Below are 22,211 nucleotides of genomic sequence, written 5' to 3'. Positions count from 1 at the left end.
CATGCGAACGACCATCCAGGTCCGCGGTGCCCGCGAGAACAACCTGCAGAACGTCGACGTGGAGATCCCGCGCGACCGGCTCGTCGTCGTCACGGGCGTGAGCGGCTCGGGCAAGTCGTCGCTCGCCTTCGACACGATCTATGCGGAGGGTCAGCGGCGACTGCTGGCGTCGATGTCGACGTTCGCGAAGCGGTTCATCGGCCAGTTGAAGAAGCCGGACGTCGACTTCATCAATGGGCTCTCGCCGGTCGTCTCCATCGACCAGAAGACCGTCGGGTCGAACCCGCGGTCGACCGTCGGCACCATGACGGACATCTCCGACTACCTGCGGATGCTGTACGCGACGATGGGGACGCCGCACTGTCCGTCGTGCGGCGAGGCCCTCGCCGTCCGCTCGCCGCATCAGATGATGGAACACCTGCTGTCGCTGCCCCGGGGCGCCGAGGTGGAAGTGCGGGCGCCCGTCTACAAGATCCACGGCGAGGACTACGAGTATCTCTTCGACCAGATCCGGGTCAACGGATATCGGCGGGCGCGGATCGACGGCAAGCCGCATGACCTGGGGGACCACATCGAGCTCGACGAGGACCGGGACCACGCGATCGAGGCGGTGATCGACACGTTCGTCATCGGCCCGGGGATCGACCATCAGATCGTGACCTCGCTCGAGCACGGGCTGAAGCTCGGCGACGGCCTCCTCGGCTTTCACATCACGAGGCCGAAGAAGGCCGGCGCCGAGCACGAGCGGTTCTACAAGGGCTTCGGCTGCTCGCGCCATCGCCTCGTCGCCGGCGAGATGAACCAGGCCCAGTTCACGTTCAACGATCCGGCCGGCGCCTGCGCGACGTGCTCGGGCATCGGGACGGCGATGCGGGTGCATCCCGCGCTCCTGGTGCCCGACCCCGGCCGATCCATCAACGACGGGGCCTTCGTCGCCGCGGCGATGAGCAACAACCGCGACAGTTGGGGCGGCCGGATCCTCCACAGCCTGGCGATGCACTTCGGGTTCAGCCTCGACACGCCGTTCAAGGACCTGGCCGAGCGGCACGTCCAGGTGCTGCTCCACGGCACCAGGGGGGAGCAGTTCGAGGTCCTGCTCCCCCCGGGGGCGAAGCTCGGGCAACAGCACGTCGGCAAGCGGATCAAGTTCAACGGGATCGTGAACCAACTGGAGCATTCGTACCGCCAGTACCGCAAGCAGGGGACGTCGAACGCCGGGATGGACGAATACCTCAAGAAGGTGATGGTCGAATACGACTGCCCGGAGTGCGGCGGCGCCCGGCTCAAGCGGTCGCGCCGGCTGGTGACGGTGTCGGGCCGCAACCTGTTCGAGATCGGCGAGATGCACCTCGTCCAGTTGCTCGACTTCCTGCGATCGCTCCGGCCGACGGACCGGCACGCGGCGATCGCCGAGACGATCGTCCGCGAGGTCGGCACCCGGCTCGAGCTCCTGATCGCGATCGGCCTCGATTACCTCAACCTGAATCGCCGATCGTCCACGCTCTCGGGCGGGGAATCACAGCGGATCCGGCTCTCCTCCCAGATCGGCTCGGGCCTGATGGGGATGCTCTACGTCCTGGACGAGCCCAGCATCGGGCTGCATCCCAAGGACAACGCGAAGATGATCGAGACGCTCAAGCGGCTCCGCGACCTGGGCAACACCGTGATCGTCGTCGAGCACGACGCCGACACGATCCGGGCGGCGGATCACGTGGTCGAGATCGGCCCCGGCCCGGGGGTCCACGGCGGCCGGATCGTGGCCGAGGGGACGGTCGAGCAGATCCTCGACGACGAGTCGTCGCTCTCGGGCCTGTATCTGAGCGGCCGGAAGGCCATCGAGGTCCCGGCCCGACGCCGGCCGGGGCTCGGGAAGTCGATCGTCGTCGCGGGGGCGAGGCAGAACAACCTCAAGGGCCTCCGCGTCGAGATCCCGCTGGGGCAGTTCGTCTGCGTCACCGGCGCGTCCGGATCGGGCAAGAGCTCGCTGATCCACGACATCGTCTACAAGCGGCTGTATTCCCTGATCCACGACAGCCGCGTCTTCGCCGGCGAGCACGACGAGCTCACCGGGGGGGAGCACGTCGACGACGTCATCGACGTCGACCAGTCCCCGATCGGCCGGTCGTCGCGGTCCAATCCGGCGACCTACATCGGCTTCTACGACGCGATCCGCACCCTCTTCTCCGAGACCGACCAGGCGAGGAAGCGCGGCTACACGGCGTCGACGTTCAGCTTCAACGTCAAGGGGGGCCGGTGCGAGGAGTGCACCGGCGAGGGGACGATCACGACCCAGCTCTCGTTCATGCCCGACGTCGAGGTCCTCTGCCCGACCTGCAAGGGCGCGCGATACAGCCAGGACACGCTGGAGGTCGAATATCGCGGCAAGAACATCGCCCAGGTCCTGGACCTGTCGATCGAGGAGAGCGTCGCCTTCTTCGAGGATCAGCCGGTGATCGCCCGCAAGGTCTCGGTACTCAACGAGCTCGGCCTCGGCTACCTCACGATCGGCCATCCGTCCACGATCCTCTCCGGCGGCGAGGCCCAGCGCGTCAAGCTCGCGGGCGAGCTGGCGAAGCTCAAGCGCGGCAAGCACAACCTGTACATCCTCGACGAGCCGACCACCGGCCTCCACTTCGCCGACATCGATCGCCTGCTGCTCAGCCTCAATCGCCTGATCGATCTCGGCCATTCCGTCCTCGTGATCGAGCACAACCTCGACGTCATCAAGACCGCCGACTTCGTCATCGACCTCGGCCCCGAGGGGGGCCACAAGGGGGGCCAGTTGATCGCCGCCGGCACCCCCGAAGAGATCGCCGCCTGCATGGCCTCCCACACCGGCCGCTTCCTGGCCGAGGTGATGGGTCACTCGCGAGGTCGAGCTCCCACGGCGAAGTCGAGGCGAGCCCGAACCTGATCGGCGAAGGCTGTTCCGCTCTCCTTCGGGGCCCTTGCATGCCCCCCAGGACCTCTCGACTTGACCATCGTTCGCAAAGATGCGAACAATGGCCAAGGGAGGTGGGAGGATGCCTCGAACTCACGTCGTCTTTTTCCAGGATGATGAAGGCGTCGTTCCGGTCCTCGAATGGTTCGACCACTTGCCGGAGAAGGCGCTGGATAAATGCCGGGTCAAGCTGGAGCGTCTTCGGGAACTGGGTCATGAGCTTCGCCGCCCGGAGGCCGATTACCTGCGCGATGGGATTCACGAGCTTCGCGTTCGAGTCGGCAGCGTGAACTATCGCATGCTCTATTTCTTTCACGATAAAGTTGCCGCCGTGGTGTCTCATGGCCTGGCGAAAGAGAAACGCGTTCCGCCCGGCGATATCGACCGCGCCGTCACGGCGAAAGAGCAGTTTGCGAGGGATCCTGGCCGTCACACCTATCGAGAGGGTTGACCATGCCGAGAAAACGGCCGCCGACAGATGACGCCATCGAGGCCATGCACCGCAGGTATTACGAAGGCAAGCCGGAGCGGCTCGCCGCTCTGGAAGAGGCCAGGGCCGATGACGAGGTGGCCCGCAAGATCTACCAGCTTCGCACCAGGGCGGGCCTCAGCCAGCGGGAGCTTGCCAGGCTGGTCGGCACGACCGCCTCCGTCATCTGCCGGCTGGAGGACGCCGACTACAAGGGCCATTCCCTGCCCATGCTGCGTCGCATCGCCGCCGCCCTCGATCGACGCGTCGAGATCCGGTTCCTTCCGCTCCGATCCGAGCCATGACGCCCACGCAAGCCCAGCCCCTCGGCCCGCAACCGCCCTCGGGCTTCACATCGGAGCTTTTCCATTGTTTCATACCAGACCATCCCGGCGAGCCCGGAAACGCCATGTCGATCATCCTGGAGTTCCGAGGTAAGGACATCGGTCAGTGGCAACTTTCCACGAACTGCCTGAGACAGGCCGAACGACTCGGCCTTACGAACCCTGAGACACGGACCACGGTGAACCACGGGCTGTATCAGGTGGAACCGAAGGAGGCCGCCCGTTCGGACCTGTCGAAGGTCCTTCGCGCCATTGAGACGTTCCTCAAAGATGACACGAGCGAGACGATTCAGAGCATCTGGGGATGAGCGCCGGTAGTCAGGACCGTCCACTCTCGAGTGCTGGGAGGGCCGCGAGGGACGTTCATGCGGTATGATGAAAGGGCCACGATCCCTTCCAGACGGAGTCGCCGATGCGCAAGATCACTCCCTATCGGCTTGACGTCGCCGGGTACGACGCCCTGGGCGCGGCGGGAACGTTCGCGGATCGGAAGGTCGAGCTCCTCAATGGATTACTCGTCATGATGACGACCGGCCCCGCCCACGATAACGCCGTCACGGCGCTGGGCGATCTCCTGCGGGAACGCCTCCCCAAGAGCGACTGGACCGTCCGCGAAGAGAAGCCCCTCATCCTTTCCCGGCACTGGAAGCCGATCCCCGACCTCGTCGTGGTACGCGGCCCACGCTCCCGGTACGCTCGTCGCACCCCCGACCATCGCAACGTCGCCCTCGTCGTCGAGATCTCCGACACGACCTACGCCAAGGACTCCGGCCCCAAGCGCCGCGCGTACGCCCGGTCCGGGATCGGGGATTACTGGATCGTCGACCTGGGCCGCCGCGTCACGGAAGTCTACCAGGGAGGGCCCCAGGGCCTGCTACTCCGCACGACGATCACCGAGCACGAGACGTTGCCCCTCCGCCTCGACGACGTCGATTTCGCCCCGATCCCCACGGCCGAACTCTTCCCCTGAACCGAGCCGCACCGCCAAGGGAAGTCGGTTGTGATCTGGCCGCCGCACCGCACATGATCGGGGCGAGTTGCTATGGTTCGGCGCCCGGATCCCTTTCGGTTTGCGACGGATCGATGCCCAGCCACAGTGCGGCGCCGGCGACGACGATCCCGCCGGCGATGGCCAGGCTCGTCCGCCAGCCCGAGTCGGGATCGGAGGCCGTGGCGAACAGCGAGCCGAGCAACGGGGTGAGCGCGGGGGAGATCATCCCGCCGAGATTGCCGCCCATGTTCATCAACCCGGCGGCCGTGCCGCCCAGCGGGGCGCCCAGCTCGACGGCCGTGGTCCAGAAGGCCGCCTCGCACGCCCCGGTGAAGGCCGCCGCGACGGCGAAGGCCGCCAGGGTCGCCGTCGGCCCCGGCGCGAACAGTCCGAACTCGAACGCGATCCCGCTCCCGAGCATCCCGACGACGGGCACCAGCGCCCGCCGCGCACGGGGCGAAAGGGAGCGAGGGGCCCGGTCGGAGAGCCAGCCCCCGGCGATCATCCCCACCCCCATGACGAGCGTGATCATCGTCGAATCATTCCGGGCGGATTCGCGACTCAGTCCCTGGATGGTCTCGAAGTAGTATTCCATCCAGTAGAAGAAGAGATACTGAAAATAGCAGAAGGCCAGGTAGCTGATCGTGATGCAGATCACCCCCCGTCGCCGGAGGACGCGGCTCGCCGATGCCGGGTCGTGCGAGGCCGCGTGGACCATCGTCGGCCGGCTCACCCGCAACCCGCCGGCCAGGGCGAGGGTCACGGCCAGGGATAGTCCGGAGGAGACGAGGAAGGCGGTCGGCCAGCCGATGCGATCCATCAGCGTCCCGAAGACCGGATACGTGGCCGCCATGCCGACGCAGGCCGCGAACGTGACCAGCCCATTCGCCAGGGCCCGCGACCGCGCCGGAACCCGGTCGGCGACCGTCCGGGCGGACGCCGGGTGCAGCGGGGCATTCACGGCGCCGAGCGCGGTCCGGACGACGAGGAGTCCGAGCCAGAGCGCCGCGGCGTCCTCCGCGAGCAGGCCGGCGATCCCCGTCAGGGCGACGAAGAAGGTCGAGCCGATCGTCAGCCCGAGGAGTGCCGACCTCGCCCCGAAGCGGTCGATGAACCAGCCGCCGGGGACCATCATGACGGTATAGGCCAGCAGGAAGGCGGAGTAGACCAGGCCCATCCGCTCGGTGCTCAGGCCGTAGTCCGGGATGATCCGCTCTGCCCCGGCCACGGCGATGGCGAGCCGATTGAAGTGCCCGCAGGCCACGACCAGCATCAGCAGCGGGATCGTCCCGGGCCGGCTTGCCGGCGCCTCCGAGGGTGTTTCCACGCGCGGTCTCCAGGGGATCGTGAGGAACCGATCAGCGGGGCGAGACGCCGAAATAGCTGAGGACGTTCTTGAGCAGGCCGGACCACCTGGGGTCGAGGGCGAGCAACGACCCGGCGTTGATCGACCCGGCGTGGAAGACGCGACCGCCGCCGGGACGCTCCCAGTAGATCAACTCGGCCGCGACGGGGATCATCGGCCCCTTGCCGGGCGGGACCCAGCGCTGGAAGTAATCCCAGGCGAAGGCGACCTTGCGGATGTCGGCGTACCCCTCGGCCAGGAGCGTCATCCCGGCCGGGTCCTCGGTCGGTTGCGAGGCCCCCGGCGGCGCGGGCTCGACCAGGAACTTCGCCAGGGTTGAGACCCGGACGTCCCCCTCGTGCCCGATCGGCTGCGGCAGGGACCTCGCCGGCGCGGCGGCCAGGGCATCGCCCGCGCGGAGGCCCAGGTCGATGGGCCGCCGGAAGAGGAAATGGTCCGGATTACGGACCAGGTATGGCCCGACACCCTGCGTGCCCACCCCCTCGAGCGAGAGATACTCCAGCCCGAACAGCTTCCACGCGGGGTAGCCGCACTCGCGCGCCATGCCGCCCCGGCGGCCGTCGTGACTGTGCCACGCCTCGCCCCGGCGGTCGGCCCGGACCTGCGTCCCCGGCGCGTCCGCCTTGCGACACTCCAGTACGCCCGCCTCCTCGTCGAGCGAGACGCGCCAGAACGCCGTGTTCCCCGAGAGCACGACCACATTCCCGCCTCGGTCGAGGAATCGCGAGACCGTCTCCATCGCCTCGGACGACCAGTATTCGCTGTGGCCGACGACGAACAGCACCCGATAGCCGTCCAGCACGTTCGGGTCGAGGTGGAGGTCGTTGTCGCTGAGAGCGTCGTGATCGTACCCGTTGGCCTCGAGCCAGGTCTGCGTGGCCCGATCCTGGCGGCAGAGGTGGCTGTAATCCCACTCCTCCGGGCCCATCCTGGTGTAGGGGCCGACGACCGGCCAGGGCATGCGGAAGCCGACGTGGTAAGTCCCCTGGCCGGCCCGGTGCGGCCGGTAGAAGCAGTAGGCGGGCGGCTCGCCCGGGCTGTTGGCGAAACCGTTGTTGCCGATCGACTTCCTGAGGCCCGGCCACGTCGGGCTGAACGGCGTGGCCGAATAGGCCCGCCAGGTGTTCGTCGAGAACAGGAAGGCGACCGGCGCCCTGGGCCGGGCCGGCGCCTTCTTGACGACGAAGACGCTGTGATAGAGCCGCTCCTGCCCGTCGAGCTTGAAGCGGAACCGAGCGACGTAGGCCCCGGAGCGGGCGGCCTCGGGAATCCGGAATTCGTGCGTCGGCGTCCATCGGCAGTCGTAGAGGTCATCGGACGCCAGCCGCAAGCCGTGGCCACGCTTCGGGTCGGTCGACGGGTCGTAGGTGCCGAATCGGGGGACGTCGGCGTCGAAGCCCGGGCCCCCGATCATCCAGGTCCCCCGGTTGACGATTCGCGCATGGCGGCCGTGCGGGGAGGCGTCGGCCGCACGGTCGCCCCGCTCCTCGTCGAGCGGCCAGCACGCCAGCAGGGCCGGGTCGGCGGGACGCTTGAGCCCTTTCGCGGCGAAGCCGGCCCCGATCTCCTCGGCGGACAGCGCCCGGCCGTAGATCGCCGGCATGGCGATGTCGGCATCGAGGAACGCCGAGGCCTCGCCCTTATGTCCCCCCGCACCGATCCGGAGCGCGGCGGCCCCCGGCCGGGCCTTGATGGACACGGGCCATCCGGCCACCTCGCGCCCGTCGACCCAGACTGACTTCGAGGTGCCGTCGAATCGCGCCACGACGTGATGCCATCGGTTCGACGCGACCGAGCTCGGCGTGTTGTCCGGGAAGTGCTTCAGGCCCTCCGGATTGATCTCCATCCGGAGTTGGCCGGGGGGCGTCGTGTGGAGGTGGCGAGCTTCGAACGGGCCGCCGTCGCCGAGGTAGAAGCCGAGCGCCCCGTCCTCGTTCACGAACAGGCCGAATCCGCACGCATCGGGCTCGTCGAACTGGCCGAGGATCGCCTGTCGGCCGGTGGTCCTCCAGCGGCGGACCCAAACCTCCAGCGTCAGCGCCGCGAGCGGGGCCTGGGGGTCGAGCGGCTTGTCGATGAACAGATAAGAGCCCGGATGGATCGGCTGGACGGCGCCCGTCGAGGCGCCGAAGTCGTGCGCGACCTCGTCCCGACCGGGGCCGTCGATGTCGAGGCCCAGGCGGCAGACCTGGAGTTCGTAGGGATACGAGCTGCTCACGTGGAATCGGGCCAGTTCCCCCGCGTCGACGCTGACGCGATCGGCATAAGCGTGGATGCCCTCGACGATCTGCGGTGTGTGCGGGGGGATCGCCGCCGGCCGGGAGGCGGCGCGGGGCTCCGCCGCGTGCGGCTCGCGGGCCGCGATCGCCGAGGTGGCCATTGCGCCGGCGGCGGTGAGGAACTCGCGTCGGGTCGGCCCGGACATCGGCGATCTCCCTTCGATCGGGTGGGGCTCTGCGAGAGGACGAGCGGGCTCAGGCGAGGATGCCCTCGACGAGCTCGCCGTAGACGTCGGTCAGGCGGAAGTCGCGGCCGGCATGGCGGTAAGTCAGCCGCTTGTGGTCGAGGCCGAGCAGGTGCAGGATCGTCGCGTGGAGGTCGTGGACGTGGACCTTGTCCTCGACGGCGAAATAGCCGTACTCGTCGGTCTTGCCGTGGGTGATCCCGAGCTTGACGCCTCCCCCGGCGAGCCACATCGTGTATCCGTGGGGGTTATGGTCGCGACCGTCGGTCCCCTCGCAGGTCGGCGTCCGGCCGAACTCGCCGCCCCAGATGACCAGCGTGTCGTCCCAGAGGCCATGCCCCTTGAGGTCGGCCAGGAGGCCGGCGATCGGCCGGTCGATCGACCTGGCGAGCTTGCCGTGATCGGCCTTGAGGTTGTTGTGGGCGTCCCAGCCGCCGACGTTGCACTGGACGAACCGGACGCCGCGCTCGGAGTATCGCCGGGCCAGGAGGCATTGCAGGGCGAAGTCGGCGGTCACGGGGTCGTCGAGGCCGTAGAGGTCTCGGGTTGCCTTCGATTCCCTCGAGAGGTCGTGAAGCTCCGGGGCCTCGGCCTGCATCCGGAAGGCCAGCTCGAAGGATGCGACCCGGGCGTCCAGCTCGCTGTCGGGCCCGCGGAGCGGGGCGCGTCGACGCTCGGCGTCGGCGATCAGGTCGAGCTCCAGTCGCTGGATGTCGCGGCGGCCCGACGCATCGCCGATGAATGGAATCCTGGCATCCTTCGGCTTCATCCCCGAATGGCCGAGCGTCGTCCCCTGGTAGATGGCCGGGAGGAACCCCGAGCCGAAGTTGTTCGCGCCGCCCTGGGACAGGTCCTGGCAGATCGTGATGTAGCCCGGGACGTTCTGGTTCTCGGTCCCGAGTCCGTACGTGACCCACGACCCGAAGCTGGGCCGGACGAACGTGTCGCTCCCCGTGTGCCACTCGAGCACGGCCCCGCCGTGCCGCGAATTCGAGCAGTGCATCGAATTGATGACGCAGAGGTCGTCGACGCGGCGAGCGACCTCGGGGAAGAGCGAGCTGACCCACGTCCCGCTCCGGCCGTGCTGGCGGAACTCGAACGGCGAGCCGACGAGGTTCCCCATCCGGTTCGGGAACGAGACGACCCTCGGCCGCTTCTCCGGCGCCAGCGGCTTGCCGGCGTCTCGTGTGAGCCTCGGCTTGTAGTCGAACGTGTCCAGGTGCGACGGCCCCCCGAACATGAACAGGAGGATGACCCGCTTCACTTTCGCCGGGAAATGCGGCGACTTCACCGCGAGAGGGTTGACGGCGCCCGCGGCCCTCGCCTCGTCGGCCAGCATCGCCGACAGGGCGAGGCCGCCGAATCCGGCACCGGCCTGCTCCAGGAATCGCCGACGGGATGATAGGTTGCCACTCATCGCGCATCTCCCTCGGTCTCGTCCGGGGACATCATTCGATGTACAGGAACTCGTTGGACGACATCAGCGCACGGCAGAGTCCCTGCCACGCCAGGTTCCGTCGATCCTCGGGCTTCTCGGACGCCAGCGACCGCGCGTCCTGATATCGTCGGAGGAACGCCTCCCAGCCCCTCAACTCGTCCTCGCCCGCCGGCCGGGCGAAGAGCCGCAGGCAGAGGTCGCGGAGCCGGTCCTCATCCGCGATCCCCGCCCGGTCGAGCAGCGCCCTCGCCAGTTGTGCGGGCGCCGATTTCATCAGCGGGCCATTCATCAGGAAGAGGGACTGCGAGGCCACGGTCGTGGCGACCCGGTCGCCGTTGGCCACCGCCGGGTCGGGGAAGTCGAACGCCTGGAACTGGTCGTAGAGGGCGCCGCGGAGGATCGGCAGGTAGACGCTCCGCCTCCGCGACTCGTAGAGCGTCGGCCGGCTCGCATCGCCGGTGGCCGTCAGGTTCTGGAACGGCTTGGACGCCATAGGCGGGCCGCCCGACGCCGGGTCGAGCAGGCCGCAGACGGCCAGGATCGCGTCGCGGAGCGTCTCCGCGTCGAGCCTCGACCGCCGCATCCGCCAGAAGAGCCGATCCTCGGGGTCGACCTGGGCGGCCTTCTCGTCCCAGGACGTGCTCATTTGATACGTCTGCGAGAGCAAGATCCGCCGGTGCAGGGCCTTGATCGACCAGCCGTCGGCGATGAATCGGGTCGCCAGCCAGTCGAGCAATTCGGGGTGGGAAGGTACCTGGCCGAGCCTGCCGAAGTTGTCCGCGGACGGGACGATCCCCCGGCCGAAGTGCCACCGCCAGACCCGGTTGACGAGCACCCGCGCCGTGAGCGGGTTGGTCGGGCTCCCCAGCCACCGTGCCAGCTCGAGCCGGCCGCTCTGCGACGACGGCAGGGGGGCCTGGTCGGAGCCGGCCAGGATGGTCGGGAAGCCGCGACGCACGACGGGCCCGGGGGTCAGATGGTTGCCGCGAAGGAAGACGGGGACGTCGCCGACGCTCCCCTCGGCGACCGACATGGCCTTGGGGATTCGGGCGTATTCGGCCTTGGCGTCCTCGAGGAGCCTGGCCCGGGCCGCGCGCTCCTCGGCGGGCATCGCGTTGGTGTTGCCGTTGACCAGGGCGTTGTCGTGGCGGTCGATGATCGTCTCGAGGTCTTCGAGTCGCAGGGCGGCCTGGGCCGTCTCGAGGCCGGTCGCGTTCCACTTGGAGTCGACGCGGAAGCTGAGCATCGTCCGCGTGCTCTTGAAGATCCCGGCGAGGGCGTAATAGTCGGCCATCGCCAGCGGGTCGAACTTGTGGTCGTGGCAGCGAGCACAGCCCATGGTCAGCCCGAGGAACGTGCGGCACGTCGTGTCGAGCTGCTCGTCGACGATGTCCATCTGCTGCTTGACCGGGTCGTCCTCGGCGAGCATCTTCGGGCCGATCGCCAGGAAGCCGGTCGCGACGACTCGCTCGTCGCGACGCTTCGGGTCGGAGCCGGCCAGGATGTCGCCGGCGAGCTGTGCTTCGAGGAATCGCGGGAACGGCTCGTCGGCGTTGAAGGAGGCGATGACGTAGTCGCGATACCGCCAGGCGTCGGAGTAGGCGAGGTTGTCGTCCATCCCGTTGCTGTCGGCGTATCGGGCGACGTCGAGCCAGTGCCGGCCCCACCGCTCGCCATAGTGGGGCGAGGCGAGCAGCCGGTCCAGGACGCGGTCGAAGGCGTCCGCCGACGCGTCCCGCACGAACGCCTCGACCTCCTCCGGCATCGGCGGCAGGCCGATCAGGTCGATCGTCGCGCGGCGGATCAGGGTCCGACGGTCGGCCGGAGGGGAGGGATGGAGCCCGGCCGCTTCCAGCCGGGCCAGGATGAATCGGTCGATCGGCGATCGCGCCCACTTCGGGTCGGCGACGCCGGGAAGGCTCGGCGACGTCAGCGGCTGGAAGGCCCAGAACGCGCGCGCCTCCTTGCCCCATCCCGCTAAGCCGCCGGCCGGCGTGGCGGCGTCGGCCCGGGCGCCGGACTCCGAGGGCCATGGAGCCCCGGCCTTGACCCACGCGGCGATGGCGTCGATCTCGGCCTGGTCGAGCCTGGACTTCGGCGGCATCGCCACGGCGCCGTCGTGACGGATCGCGAGCAGGAGGAGACTCCGATCCGGCTCGCCCGGGACGATCGCCGGGCCCGACTCGCCGCCGCGGAGCAGCGCCTCGCGCGAATCGACGCGGAGCTTCGCCTTTCCCTTGCCCGACGCCGGGCCGTGGCACTCGTAGCAGCGATCGGCGAGCGTGGGGCGGACCTTGTCCTCGAAGAACCTGGCGGCCGCATCATCGGCCGCGAGGGCGGGCGCAGCCGATGCCCACCCTGCAACGAGCCAGGACGTCGCGACGATGATTGTCTTCCGGCGTGTGCTCACGGGATCGCCTCCGAGCCGAAGCCGTTTCCAATCAGCGGGACACCATGCCCAGGGCCCGTCGCTGTTGCAGGAGCAGCGAGCGTTCGCAGTGGTCGCGCATCGCCCGCTCGGACGCGTCGGGGTCGCGGCTTCGAATCGCCTCGACCAGCTCGATGTGCGTCCGGTTCGGGATCGGGATTGCCTCGTGACCCGGCGAGGCCTCGACGGCCAAGAGCCGGACGAGGTGGCAAGAACGGAGCACGCCTGCCAGCGTCGGGATGCCCGAGAGGTCGGCGATCCGCAGGTGGAATTCCAGGTCGCGCCGCCGCGCCTTGGAGAGGTCCTCCTCGACGTCGACCAGCCGGTCGACCTCTCGCGCCAGTGCCTCCAGCTCGTCAAGCTCGCGGCCGGAAATCCGATCGGTGCAGCGACGGATCGCCTCGCACTCGATCGCGATCCGGAGGATGTGCTGGCAGCGCACGGTCTCCGAGTCGAACCGCTTCACGCGCGCCCCGTAGTTCGGCTCGAAGTCGACGAGTTGCTCGTGGACCAGCTCTCGGACCGCCTCGGAGACGGCCCCGACGCTCATGCCCAGCGACTTCGCGATCGGCCGCAACGTCAGGTGCGTCCCCGGCGGGAGGCGGCCGTCGAGGATCTGCTCGCGGAGTTCCAGGAAGGCGTGGCGTGCCTTCGACATCCCCGCGCCGGCCAGCACGTCAGTCATGAGAGGCCTCCCCCGGCCCCATCGGCCGGAACCGGCGATCGAAGAACCGAAACGTGGCGCGCTCGGCCTGTTCGAGATGGGCACCAGCCAGGCCATGGCCGCCCCCCTCGATCCGGACCAGCTCGGCGTCGACCTCGGCCGAGACGAGCCGCTCGTAGATCCAGGCCGACTGGGCGAACAGGACGTCCCTGTCCGCCGTCCCATGGACCAGGAGGGACGGGGCCGCGTTGGGCGTCACCCAGAAGAGCGGGCTGGCGCGGACGTGGAGCCTCCGCGAGTCGGCCGTCAGCTCCGCCCCCAGGAATCCGCGGAACGCCTCGGCCGCCCCCTTCCAGACGCCATACTCCCGGGTGAAGTCGCTGGCCTGGGCCCAGGCGGCGATGCACGCCACCCGGCTCGACGGGGCACCCGGTGCGGCGTCCCCGTCGAATTCGCGGACGTCGTTCGTCACGCCGAGGAACTGGGCCAGATGGCCGCCGGCAGAGGCGCCCATCGCGGCGATCTTCTCGGGATCGATGCCGTACTCCCCGGCATGGGCGCGGACCCAGCGGACGGCCGCCTTGACGTCGTGGATCTGGGCCGGCCAGCGATGCCTTGGGGCCAGGCGATAGTCGATCGTCACCGCCACGTAGCCCCGGCGGGCGAACTTGCGGCAGAGGTCGTCGTAGTCCTCGCGACGACCGCCGGAGAAGCCGCCGCCGTGGATGCAGATCACCGCCGGGAACGGCCCGTCGCCCGAGGCCGGTCGTGCCAGGTCCAGCCGGAGCGACTCGCCGCCCGGCTCCGAGAAGATGATCCCGGCCTGAAACCGGACATCCTCACCGCGGGCCGATGCCGAGGTCAGGACCATCGCGACGATCCCGAGGCGCAGGACGTTCATGAGGAGACTCCCGCCGCGTCGCCGGCGGCCAGGGGACCGAGCGATCGCGAGCACCTCGCGACCATCTCTCGGCCGAAGTCGCCGAGGTCCTTGCCGAGCCGGTGGCGGACCGGAGCCACCCCCAGGCGACGGGCCAGGATCTCGCGCGAGGCCGTGACGAAATGGTTGATGGACCGCTCGACGTAGACCAGGGTCGGCAGGATCTCGCCGTAGGCCGCCTCCGCCTCGACCTCGCGGCCGTCCCGGAAGGCGTCGAAGATGCGCGCGGTTCGGTCGATCGTCTCGACGCCCGGGATGATCCCCACGGCCCCGGCCCGAAGTTCGTCGATCATGTCCAGCCCGCCCCGGCCGACGAAGACGCGGAGGACGCCCCCGGTCTCCTCGATCAGCCGCGCCGTGACGTCGGGCGGATCCTCCGTCTTCAGGAGGCTGATGTTGGGGTGCTGCCTGTGGAGCGAGACCAGGCCAGCCGCGGTGAGCTGGATGCCCAGGTAGATGGCCGCGTTCTGCACGGCGATCGGCACCGGGACCGCGTCGGCCACGGCGCCGAAGAACCGCAGGAGCTCAATCTCCGGCAGGTCGGACACGGACGGCGGCTGGAGGATCAGCCAGGCGGCGCCGTGCTCGACGGCGAACCGAGCAAACTCGATCTGGCCCCGGACCGTGTTCTCGCCGACCGTGACCGAGAGCGGGAGCCGTCCGCCGAGCGCCTCGGCGACCGATCGAACGACCTCGCGGCGCTCGGCGGACGAGAGCTTGTTGACCTCGGTCCCGAGGCCCATGACGCCGATCCCGTGGCAGCCGTGGCGGACCGCCGCATCCACCTGGGGGCGCCAGAGCGCGTGGTCGACGCGATCGTCGGCCGTGTAGAACGGGACCAGCATCGGGTAGACGCCCGAGGCATCAGCCTTCATCGCGGCGATCCTCCATCACGGGGCAGCAGGTACTCGGCGACGACCGCCTCATTCAATTCCACCCCCATCCCGGGCGCGTCGGAGAGCGTGATGTGCCCGTCGCGGGCGACGGCGTCACCGATGAACAGCTCGGACAGGAATGTGTCGCCGTCGCGGTAATCCGGCGGGAGGTACTCGGAGAGCGGGGAGTTCAGGTGCGCCATGATCAGGTGCTGGTTATGGTAGTTCTGCGAGTGCGGCACGACCGGCAGAGAGAACGACGCGGCCAGCGCCCAGATCTTGCGCGCCTCGGTGACGCCGCCGACGCGGTTGACGTCGAGCTGGACATAATCGACGCACCCGCGAGTGATCAATTCCTTGAATCCGTACCGCGTGAACTCGTGCTCGCCCCCGGCGATCGCGGTCCGGGTCGAGGCGCGGATGCGGGCGTAGCCGTCGAGGTCGTCGGGCAAGACCGGCTCCTCGATCCAGGCGAGGTGGTAGTCGTCGAGCAGGCGGATCATCTCGATGGCGTACTGCGCGGTCCAGCCCATGTAGGCGTCGGCCATCACGTCGACGTCGTCGCCCACGGCCTCCCGGAGCGTCCGGACCAGCTCGACGTTCTTCCGCATCCCCGCGCGGCCGTCGTACGGGCCATAGCCGAACCGCATCTTGACGGCGGTGAATCCGGCCTCGACGTAACCCCTGGCCATGCGGGCGAACCGGTCGAGGTCGCGGTCGGCGTAGAGGTAGCTCGCGTAGGCACGGATCTTCTCCCGCGTCCGACCGCCGAGCAGGTTATACACGGGCTGGCCGGTCGCCTTGCCCAGGATGTCCCAGAGCGCAATGTCAATCCCGCTGATCGCTTCAAGGATCAGCCCCTTGCGCCCGATATTCACGGTCGAGCGGAACATCAGCTCCCAGAGCAGTTCCACGTCGAACGGGTTTCGGCCCAGGATGAGCGGCGCCAGCAGCCGCTCGACCGCGTCGGCCATCGCCCGCGAGCCCAGCCCGATGGCCCCAAGCCCCGTCAGGCCGTCATCGGTCGTGACTCGCACCAGGACATGGAAGACGTCGTCGTCGCGGGAGTCGATCGTCCTGTTGAACAGCGCCGCCCCCTGATCCCGTTGCCGCCGCCCTTCCTCGTAGAGCGCGTCAAGCGGCGAAGTCGCCCACCAGGTGAAATCCTCGAACTCCGGCTGTCTGATCCGGAGGGCGGCGACGGATGCGATCTTCAAGACCATGCCCCGTTTTCAGACTACGTCCGAACAATGTTCGAACATAGATTCCGGCACCAGGTCATCCGCGTCAAGTAACTCCTCCGAAAACTTGGGTGAGGCAGGTCAGGCCGGGCCGCCCGGGGAGCTTCGGGATCGTCACGTCAATCGTAATACCCTTCGAGACAGATCCCGTCGCCGCCGGCGATCGAGATCCAGTCGCGGCGCGTCTGGGCCGGCTTCGTGGCCTTCATGAACGTCGCGTCGCCGCCACCGAACGCCGCGTTGACGCCCCCGGCGTGGGTGAGCTTCGAGCCCGGAGAGAGGCCCAGGATGAGGGCCTCGTCGGCATCGATCGGGGCCATCCAGGGGACGGCGTGCGGCTCGTCGACCTCGATCGCCAGCAACGTCCATAGGAGCCCGTCGGTGATCTCGTCCAGCCGCCGGGGCCGGCCCGGGACCAGGCAACCGCCCTCGGCCGCGTTGGCCAGGTACGTCGTGGTATTCTTGGGCGCTTTTGATAGGTAGCAGCGGTAGACGCTCGGCATGGCCGCCCGTGCCTTCGCGTTCGCCGGATCATCCCAGGGCTTCGACAGGTCGATGGACTTGTAGAGTGCCTCCTGATCGAGGTAGGGCAGAATCAAGGTCCGCCAGCTATGGAGCCGCCGGCCGTTCGCGTCCACCGTGCAGGCGGGCGGCAAGGCGTGGTAGTCGTCCTCGTAGCTCCGCATCGCCAGGGCGATCTGCTTGAGGTTGTTGCCGCACCAGCCGCGAGAGGCGGCATGTCTGCCGTGCTCGTACGCCAGCGTCGACAGAATCAGCCACAGCACCATTACGCCCAGACAGCCCAGGTGCTTCAGGATCTGGTATCGCCGACGCCGCGGCTTCTGGATCGTGCCGGCGAACTCCGGATCGTGGTCGAACGTGCCGGGCATGATGGAAACTCCCCGGTCGCTGGGCTCAAACGCGACGCTTTCTGTGACGCCAGACGCGGTCCGCGATGCGATCGGGAACGGGGCACTGGCGGGGTCAACGGCCTGCGCCCGGCTCGGCTCCCTTCCCGAGACGGCCCACTCCATCCTACAAACGTCGCGGTGAATCATCGAGTGGGGGGCGCCCTGGAAACGCGGCGATCGGCCGTGGTCTAATCGCGGCGGGTCTTGCTGGCGGTCCGGGGGGCTACTCATGCGGCGAATCGTGCTCGCGATCGTGTCCTCGTTCATCCTGCTCGCCGCCCTTCCGCTCGCCCTCGCCGTGCGGACGATCGAGCGGGACGACCTGGCCGTATACCGTCAGGCCGGGCTCGTGGGAGGCGACCCGGCGCGGGGGAAGGCCGTCTTCCAGTCGACCGAGGTGGGCTGCGCCAAATGCCATGTCGTCGAGGGGGATGAGCGGCGGGCGGGGCCAAGCCTGCAAGTTGTCGGCGACAAGTACAGCCGGGAACAACTGATCCAGTCGGTGCTGGAGCCGAGCGCGACAGTCCACCCCGATTACGGCACGATCGTCGCATCGACGAAGGACGGCAGGGTCTTCACGGGCGTGCTGCTGAGGCGGACCGAAACGGAGCTCCGGTTGCTCGACGCCGAGAGCAAGCTCGTCACGCTGCCGATCGGCGACGTCGAGGCGGAGAAGCGGAGCGAGGCCTCGTTGATGCCCGTCGGCCTGGAGAAGACCCTGAAGGTCGGGGCGTTCGCGGACCTGATCGCCTACCTCGCCTCGTTGAAGCAGTCGGAAGGGACGCCGGGGTTCGACGGCATGCCGATCGAGATCCCCCCCGTCGAAAGGCCGATCCGGCTCGCCCCGCTGTTCGGCGAGGGCATGCGGTTCGATCACCCCGTCTGGGTCGTCGCCGTGCCCGGCGGCGGCCGGGCGTTCCTGGTCGTCGAGCAGAAGTCGCGGAAGATCTGGCGGGTCGAGGAAGGCAACCCCGGCGACCGGAAGGAGCTGTTCGTCGACCTCAGCGGCGAGGCGACGACCGGTGACTTCGAGGGGGTGGTCTGCCTCGCCTTCCACCCGAACTTCGTCGAGAATCGCAAGTACTATGTGAACTATCACGTCCGCAACCAGGGCAGCTTCTTCTCGCCCGTGATCGTCGAGCGGCAGGCGACGCCCGACCTCCGGCGGGACGCGGGCGTCTCCTCCAGGCGGATCCTCCAGATTCACCAGGACACCGACATCCACTGGGGCGGCATGCTGGCGTTCGGGCCGGACGGGTTCCTGTACATCGGCGCGGGCGACGCCGGGCCGCAGGAGGACCCGGACGGCCATGGCCAGAACCCGCGCCTGCTGACCGGGTCGATCCTCCGGATCGACGTCGACCGCCGACAGGATGGCAGGGAGTACGCGATCCCGGAGACGAACCCCTTCCGGAACGCCGGCCCGTCCGTGCGGCCGGAGATCTGGGCCAAGGGCTTCCGCATGCCCTGGCGGTTCAGCTTCGACACGCTCACCGGGGACCTCTGGGTCGGCGACGTCGGCCAGAATCTGTTCGAGGAAGTCACGATCGCCCGCGCCGGCGAGAATCACGGCTGGAATGTCCACGAAGGGTTCATGACGTTCTCGGACCGCTACCGCAGGCCGGGCGTGGCGTACACGCCGCCGGTGCTGGCCTACCGGCGCAAGTACGGGCCCTCGGTCACGGGGGGATACGTCTATCGCGGGACGCGCAACGCGTCGTACCAGGGCGCCTACATCTTCGGCGACTTCGAATCCAAGCGGATCTGGGCGATGACCCAGGCCGGACGCCGGCTGACCCGGATCCGGCAGATCGTCGAGTCGCCCCAGCGGATCGTCTCCTTCGGCGTCGACCACGGCGGCGAGCTGCTGCTCGTCGGCTACGAGGGGACGGTCTTCCGGCTGGTCCTCGGTGATTCCGACTTCGGCCCGCGGCCGACTCGCGTCAGCCTGCTCCGAGACGGTGCGCCGGCCGCCGCGCGCGTCCGGATCGTCGGCAGCGACGGCCGGCCTTACGGCCCGGCGGGTGCCCCGCTGCGGAAGACGACCCGGGGCGATTCGTACTTCTACGCCGACGGATCCTTCGAGGTGGACCTGCCTCCTGGGCCGGCGCGGATGCGGGTCGACGGCGGCATCGAGTCGGTCCCGCAGGAGTTGAACCTGGACCCCGCGAGCCCCGACGCCCAGGCCGTGCGCCTGGGCCGCTGGGCCGACCTGGCGGCACGCGGCTGGTACTCGGGCGATTCGCACGTCCACCTGCACACCGGCGGCCCCATCGGCGTGACCCCCGCGGATGCGCTGGTGGCGGCCCGCGCGGAGGGGGTGAGCTTCGTCAACCTCTGCGCGTCGAACAGCGCCGGCGACGACGTCCGCGACGCCGAGCTGATCACCGGCAAGCCGCACGCCGTGTCGACGGATCGTCACCTCGTCGCGTTCGGCGAGGAGCTGCGGAGCACCATCTACGGGCACATGCAGTTCTTCGGCATCGGCCGCCTGGTCGAGCCGCAATACACCGGCTTCGACGGGACGCCGAACCGCAACGACTTCCCGGCGAACTTCGCGGCGGCCTCCGAAGCCGTCCGCCAGGGAGGCGTCGTGACCTACGGCCATCCCATGTTTTCCGGCCAGTCGTCGCCGTTCGGCAAGGACCCGTCGGAGCCCAGCGGGGCCGCGCGGGAGCTGCCGATCGACGCGGTGCTGGGCGTGGTCCACGCGGTCGACCTGATGTCGTACAACAGCGACGAGGATCGCTCGACCGAGCTCTGGTATCGGCTCCTGAACTGCGGCCTGAGGCTCTCGGCGTGCGTCGGCACCGATGCGCTGCTGGACCGCTCGACCGACCCGCTCGGGGGCGACCGGGTCTACGTGAAGGCCGACGGGCCGCTCACGATGCGGGGCTGGCTCGAGGGCCTGAAGGCCGGCCGGAGCTTCGTCACCAACGGCCCCATGCCGATGCTCGAGGTCGACGGCAAGGGCCCGGGCGAGGCGATCGCGCTCGAGGCGGCCGGCAAGGTTCGCGTGATCGCGACCGTGGAGAGCCGGGTGCCGTTCGACCGGATCGAGGTCATCGTGAACGGGGAGGTGGCGGCCCGCAAGGACTTCAATGCGGGCGACGCGGGAGGGGTGCGGTCCGGCCGCCTCGAGGCCGAGCTGCCCTTCGAGCGGAGCGGCTGGGTGGCCCTGCGGGTGCGGGGCCCGGATCACCCGGACCTCTTCGACGGGCCCGCCTGGGCCCACACCAGCCCCGTGTACGTCGCGGTGGCCGGCAAGAAGATCGCCAGCCGGCGGGATGCCGAATTCTTCGTCGGCTGGATCGACCAGATGCTCCGGGCCGTCGCCGCCCGCAACCGCTTCGCCACCGCCGACGATCGTCGCCAGGTCGAGGTCCGCTTCCGCGAGGCGCAGGAGAGATTCCGCGCGATGGCGGTCACGCCGTGAGGGTCCCCATCGAATCGCCCGGCCGATCGGGGAGCCCGCGAAGGAAATCGCGGAAGAGGATCGTCTCGGACAGGTTGTCGCACTCGTTGCAGTGCTCCCAGTCGGTCCAGACGTATTCGACGCCGACCCAGCCGGGGTAGTTGAGCGCGCGCATCCGGTCGACGACGCGGCCGTAGTCGATGACGTTGTCCTTGAACGATGCCTGGAGCCGGCCGGGGCGGGCGCCGCGGACGTGGAAGTGGCCGGCGTGAGCGAGCAAGGGCTCGATCGCGGAATCGGGCAGGCCGGCGCGGGTGAAGTGCGTGTAGTCGAGCGTCAGCGTCAGGCCGGGGACGCCCGTCACCAGCCGCTCGGCGCCGGCCGGGTCGGGGGCGATCGAGCCGACGTGCGCCTCGGTCCCCAGCGCGATCCCGCGCTGACCGGCCTGGTCGACCCGCCAGGCGAGCTCCTCGACGGTCCGGCCGAACGAGGCGTCGTATCCTTCCTCCTCGAAGTGGACCCCCGGCAGGATCGTGACGTGGCGGCAGCCGCAGACCGAGGCGTAATCCAGGGCCTCCAGGAAGGTGTCGCGGGCCTCCGCCCGCCGGGCGGGCTCGGGGTGATTGATCGCGCAGGGGCGGAAGTCCGGGGCCAGTTGCAGGAAGACGTCGGCGACGTCCAGGCCCAGGTCGTCCGCCTTGCGGCGGAGCTCGCCCGCGGACCGCGACACGTCGACGAACTCGCGGGAGGGCCAGAGGTGCGAGCGGCCCTCGAAGAGGCCGATGTCCACCCCCTCGAACCCCAGCATGGCGATCAGCCGCAGGGACTGGTCGTGGGAGAGCAGCGGGAAGGTGAAGTCGGCGCAGGCCAGTCGGAGTTTCATGGCAGGTCGCTCGGCAAGGTGACTCGGGAGGTCTCCCACTCGGCGGCCGCGAGGTAGCCGCCATCGACGGTCAGCGAGGTGCCCGTGACTCCCGCCGAATCCTCGCAGGACAGGTAGAGCACCGATCGGGCGATGTCGTCCGGCGGGAGGGCCCGGCCGGTCGGCACGCGATGGAGCCGCCTCGACAGGGTCGCGGCGGGGTCCGGAGTCGCGTGCAGGTGATGGCGGAGCATCGGCGTGTCGGTGATCCCGGGGCAGACGCAGTTGCACCGCAGGCCGATGTCGGCGTAGTCCAGGGCGATGGACCGGCTCAGCCCGAGCACCGCGAACTTGGACGCCGTGTAGGCCGGCGTGCCCGCCTGGCCGACGAAGCTGCTGATCGAGCCGATGTTGACCACGTAGCTGCGCTCGTTGAGTCGGAGGTGGGCGAGGGCGTGCTTGATCGCGAAGAAGATGCCGCGGACATTCACCGCCATCAACCGGTCCCAATCCGCGGCGTCGTACTCGTGGAGGAGCTTGCCGTGGACGATGCCGGCGCAGTTGACCACGATTTGCAGGCCGCCGAAGCGACCGGCCACGTCGTCGATCGCGGACCGGACCGAGTCCTCGCGCGTGACGTCGCAGGGGACGAACAGGGCCTCGCCGCCGGCCGACCGGATCGCGCGTTCGACATCGCCGCCGCGATCGGCCTGGAGGTCGGCGAGGCCCACACGCGCGCCCTCGGCCGCGAAGAGCCGTGCGGTCGCCTCGCCGATGCCCGAGGCCGCCCCGCTGATCCAGGCCGTCTGCCCCACCAACCGACGGCTCATGCCGGTCCTCCTCGGGTCACCCTCGCGCGACC

At 69.2% G+C, this 22,211-nt stretch carries 17 protein-coding genes; 6 read left to right on the top strand and 11 right to left on the bottom strand.

All coding sequences use genetic code 11. The features are described from left to right. The first annotated feature begins 1 nt into the window (after window position 1). The 5 genes from uvrA (at window position 2) to G6O54_RS08925 (ending at window position 4,724) form a co-directional block, all read left to right on the top strand. Entirely contained in the window at window positions 2–2,914 is a 2,913-nt protein-coding gene (gene uvrA / locus G6O54_RS08945) for an excinuclease ABC subunit UvrA (RefSeq protein WP_165223452.1), read from the top strand. A gap of 109 nt (window positions 2,915–3,023) precedes the next feature. After that, entirely contained in the window at window positions 3,024–3,392 is a 369-nt protein-coding gene (locus tag G6O54_RS08940) for a type II toxin-antitoxin system RelE/ParE family toxin (RefSeq protein WP_165223449.1), read from the top strand. 2 nt (window positions 3,393–3,394) lie between these two features. Next, entirely contained in the window at window positions 3,395–3,715 is a 321-nt protein-coding gene (locus G6O54_RS08935; protein ID WP_165223446.1) for a helix-turn-helix domain-containing protein, read from the top strand. A 104-nt stretch (window positions 3,716–3,819) separates the two neighbouring features. Then, complete coding sequence (locus G6O54_RS08930; RefSeq protein WP_165223443.1) at window positions 3,820–4,062, top strand: hypothetical protein; 243 nt, start codon at window positions 3,820–3,822, stop codon at window positions 4,060–4,062. A 104-nt stretch (window positions 4,063–4,166) separates the two neighbouring features. Continuing rightward, window positions 4,167–4,724 (top strand): Uma2 family endonuclease, encoded by a 558-nt coding sequence (locus G6O54_RS08925; protein WP_165223440.1) that lies wholly within the window; start codon window positions 4,167–4,169, stop codon window positions 4,722–4,724. 70 nt (window positions 4,725–4,794) lie between these two features. Here G6O54_RS08925 and G6O54_RS08920 read toward each other — a convergent pair whose 3' ends face one another. From G6O54_RS08920 to G6O54_RS08880, 9 genes are all read right to left on the bottom strand, one after another. After that, window positions 4,795–6,072, bottom strand: coding sequence for an MFS transporter (locus tag G6O54_RS08920; protein WP_165223437.1), 1,278 nt, complete (start codon window positions 6,070–6,072; stop codon window positions 4,795–4,797). 31 nt (window positions 6,073–6,103) lie between these two features. After that, window positions 6,104–8,536, bottom strand: a complete 2,433-nt coding sequence (locus G6O54_RS08915) for a LamG domain-containing protein (RefSeq protein ID WP_165223435.1) — start codon at window positions 8,534–8,536, stop codon at window positions 6,104–6,106. Window positions 8,537–8,585: 49 nt separating this feature from the next. Beyond that, window positions 8,586–9,992, bottom strand: coding sequence for a DUF1501 domain-containing protein (locus G6O54_RS08910; protein WP_165223433.1), 1,407 nt, complete (start codon window positions 9,990–9,992; stop codon window positions 8,586–8,588). 31 nt (window positions 9,993–10,023) lie between these two features. Next, window positions 10,024–12,423 (bottom strand): PSD1 and planctomycete cytochrome C domain-containing protein, encoded by a 2,400-nt coding sequence (locus G6O54_RS08905; RefSeq protein ID WP_165223431.1) that lies wholly within the window; start codon window positions 12,421–12,423, stop codon window positions 10,024–10,026. 31 nt (window positions 12,424–12,454) lie between these two features. After that, entirely contained in the window at window positions 12,455–13,126 is a 672-nt protein-coding gene (locus G6O54_RS08900) for a GntR family transcriptional regulator (protein ID WP_165223429.1), read from the bottom strand. Then, window positions 13,119–14,006 carry an alpha/beta hydrolase gene (locus G6O54_RS08895; RefSeq protein WP_165223427.1) on the bottom strand — a complete coding sequence of 296 codons (888 nt, stop codon included), beginning with the start codon at window positions 14,004–14,006 and terminating at the stop codon, window positions 13,119–13,121. Before G6O54_RS08895 ends, G6O54_RS08900 begins: the two co-directional genes overlap by 8 nt. Next, window positions 14,003–14,920 (bottom strand): dihydrodipicolinate synthase family protein, encoded by a 918-nt coding sequence (locus G6O54_RS08890; protein ID WP_165223425.1) that lies wholly within the window; start codon window positions 14,918–14,920, stop codon window positions 14,003–14,005. Before G6O54_RS08890 ends, G6O54_RS08895 begins: the two co-directional genes overlap by 4 nt. Beyond that, window positions 14,917–16,137 (bottom strand): enolase C-terminal domain-like protein, encoded by a 1,221-nt coding sequence (locus G6O54_RS08885; protein WP_165223423.1) that lies wholly within the window; start codon window positions 16,135–16,137, stop codon window positions 14,917–14,919. Before G6O54_RS08885 ends, G6O54_RS08890 begins: the two co-directional genes overlap by 4 nt. A 143-nt stretch (window positions 16,138–16,280) precedes the next feature. Next, entirely contained in the window at window positions 16,281–17,051 is a 771-nt protein-coding gene (locus tag G6O54_RS08880; RefSeq protein ID WP_165223421.1) for a DUF1559 family PulG-like putative transporter, read from the bottom strand. Window positions 17,052–17,301: 250 nt separating this feature from the next. Between G6O54_RS08880 and G6O54_RS08875 the strand changes: the two genes are divergently transcribed. Then, a complete protein-coding gene (locus G6O54_RS08875) occupies window positions 17,302–20,508 on the top strand; it encodes a CehA/McbA family metallohydrolase (protein WP_165223419.1) in 3,207 nt (1,068 codons plus the stop codon). On the opposite strand, the gene G6O54_RS08870 is transcribed toward G6O54_RS08875, so the two are convergent. Continuing rightward, a complete protein-coding gene (locus G6O54_RS08870; RefSeq protein ID WP_165223417.1) occupies window positions 20,498–21,370 on the bottom strand; it encodes a sugar phosphate isomerase/epimerase family protein in 873 nt (290 codons plus the stop codon). The two genes, G6O54_RS08875 and G6O54_RS08870, sit on opposite strands and share 11 nt — an antisense overlap. Continuing rightward, a complete protein-coding gene (locus G6O54_RS08865) occupies window positions 21,367–22,179 on the bottom strand; it encodes an SDR family NAD(P)-dependent oxidoreductase (protein WP_165223415.1) in 813 nt (270 codons plus the stop codon). Before G6O54_RS08865 ends, G6O54_RS08870 begins: the two co-directional genes overlap by 4 nt. Between the last annotated feature and the right edge of the window lie 32 nt (window positions 22,180–22,211).

This window comes from Aquisphaera insulae, assembly GCF_011064615.1.
In the GTDB taxonomy this organism is placed as follows: Bacteria; Planctomycetota; Planctomycetia; order Isosphaerales; family Isosphaeraceae; genus Aquisphaera; species Aquisphaera insulae.
The sequence above is the reverse complement of the archived record's forward strand: the minus strand, read 5'-3'. Positions and strand labels throughout refer to the sequence as shown.

Excerpts from the sequence above, each read along its gene's own strand:
- uvrA (WP_165223452.1), top strand. The coding sequence starts at position 2 with ATGCGAACGACCATCCAGGTCCGCGGTGCCCGCGAGAACAACCTGCAG.
- G6O54_RS08940 (WP_165223449.1), top strand. The coding sequence starts at position 3,024 with ATGCCTCGAACTCACGTCGTCTTTTTCCAGGATGATGAAGGCGTCGTT.
- G6O54_RS08935 (WP_165223446.1), top strand. The coding sequence starts at position 3,395 with ATGCCGAGAAAACGGCCGCCGACAGATGACGCCATCGAGGCCATGCAC.
- G6O54_RS08930 (WP_165223443.1), top strand. The coding sequence starts at position 3,820 with ATGTCGATCATCCTGGAGTTCCGAGGTAAGGACATCGGTCAGTGGCAA.
- G6O54_RS08925 (WP_165223440.1), top strand. The coding sequence starts at position 4,167 with ATGCGCAAGATCACTCCCTATCGGCTTGACGTCGCCGGGTACGACGCC.
- G6O54_RS08915 (WP_165223435.1), bottom strand. The coding sequence starts at position 8,536 with ATGTCCGGGCCGACCCGACGCGAGTTCCTCACCGCCGCCGGCGCAATG.
- G6O54_RS08910 (WP_165223433.1), bottom strand. The coding sequence starts at position 9,992 with ATGAGTGGCAACCTATCATCCCGTCGGCGATTCCTGGAGCAGGCCGGT.
- G6O54_RS08900 (WP_165223429.1), bottom strand. The coding sequence starts at position 13,126 with ATGACTGACGTGCTGGCCGGCGCGGGGATGTCGAAGGCACGCCACGCC.
- G6O54_RS08895 (WP_165223427.1), bottom strand. The coding sequence starts at position 14,006 with ATGAACGTCCTGCGCCTCGGGATCGTCGCGATGGTCCTGACCTCGGCA.
- G6O54_RS08890 (WP_165223425.1), bottom strand. The coding sequence starts at position 14,920 with ATGAAGGCTGATGCCTCGGGCGTCTACCCGATGCTGGTCCCGTTCTAC.
- G6O54_RS08880 (WP_165223421.1), bottom strand. The coding sequence starts at position 17,051 with ATGCCCGGCACGTTCGACCACGATCCGGAGTTCGCCGGCACGATCCAG.
- G6O54_RS08875 (WP_165223419.1), top strand. The coding sequence starts at position 17,302 with ATGCGGCGAATCGTGCTCGCGATCGTGTCCTCGTTCATCCTGCTCGCC.
- G6O54_RS08870 (WP_165223417.1), bottom strand. The coding sequence starts at position 21,370 with ATGAAACTCCGACTGGCCTGCGCCGACTTCACCTTCCCGCTGCTCTCC.
- G6O54_RS08865 (WP_165223415.1), bottom strand. The coding sequence starts at position 22,179 with ATGAGCCGTCGGTTGGTGGGGCAGACGGCCTGGATCAGCGGGGCGGCC.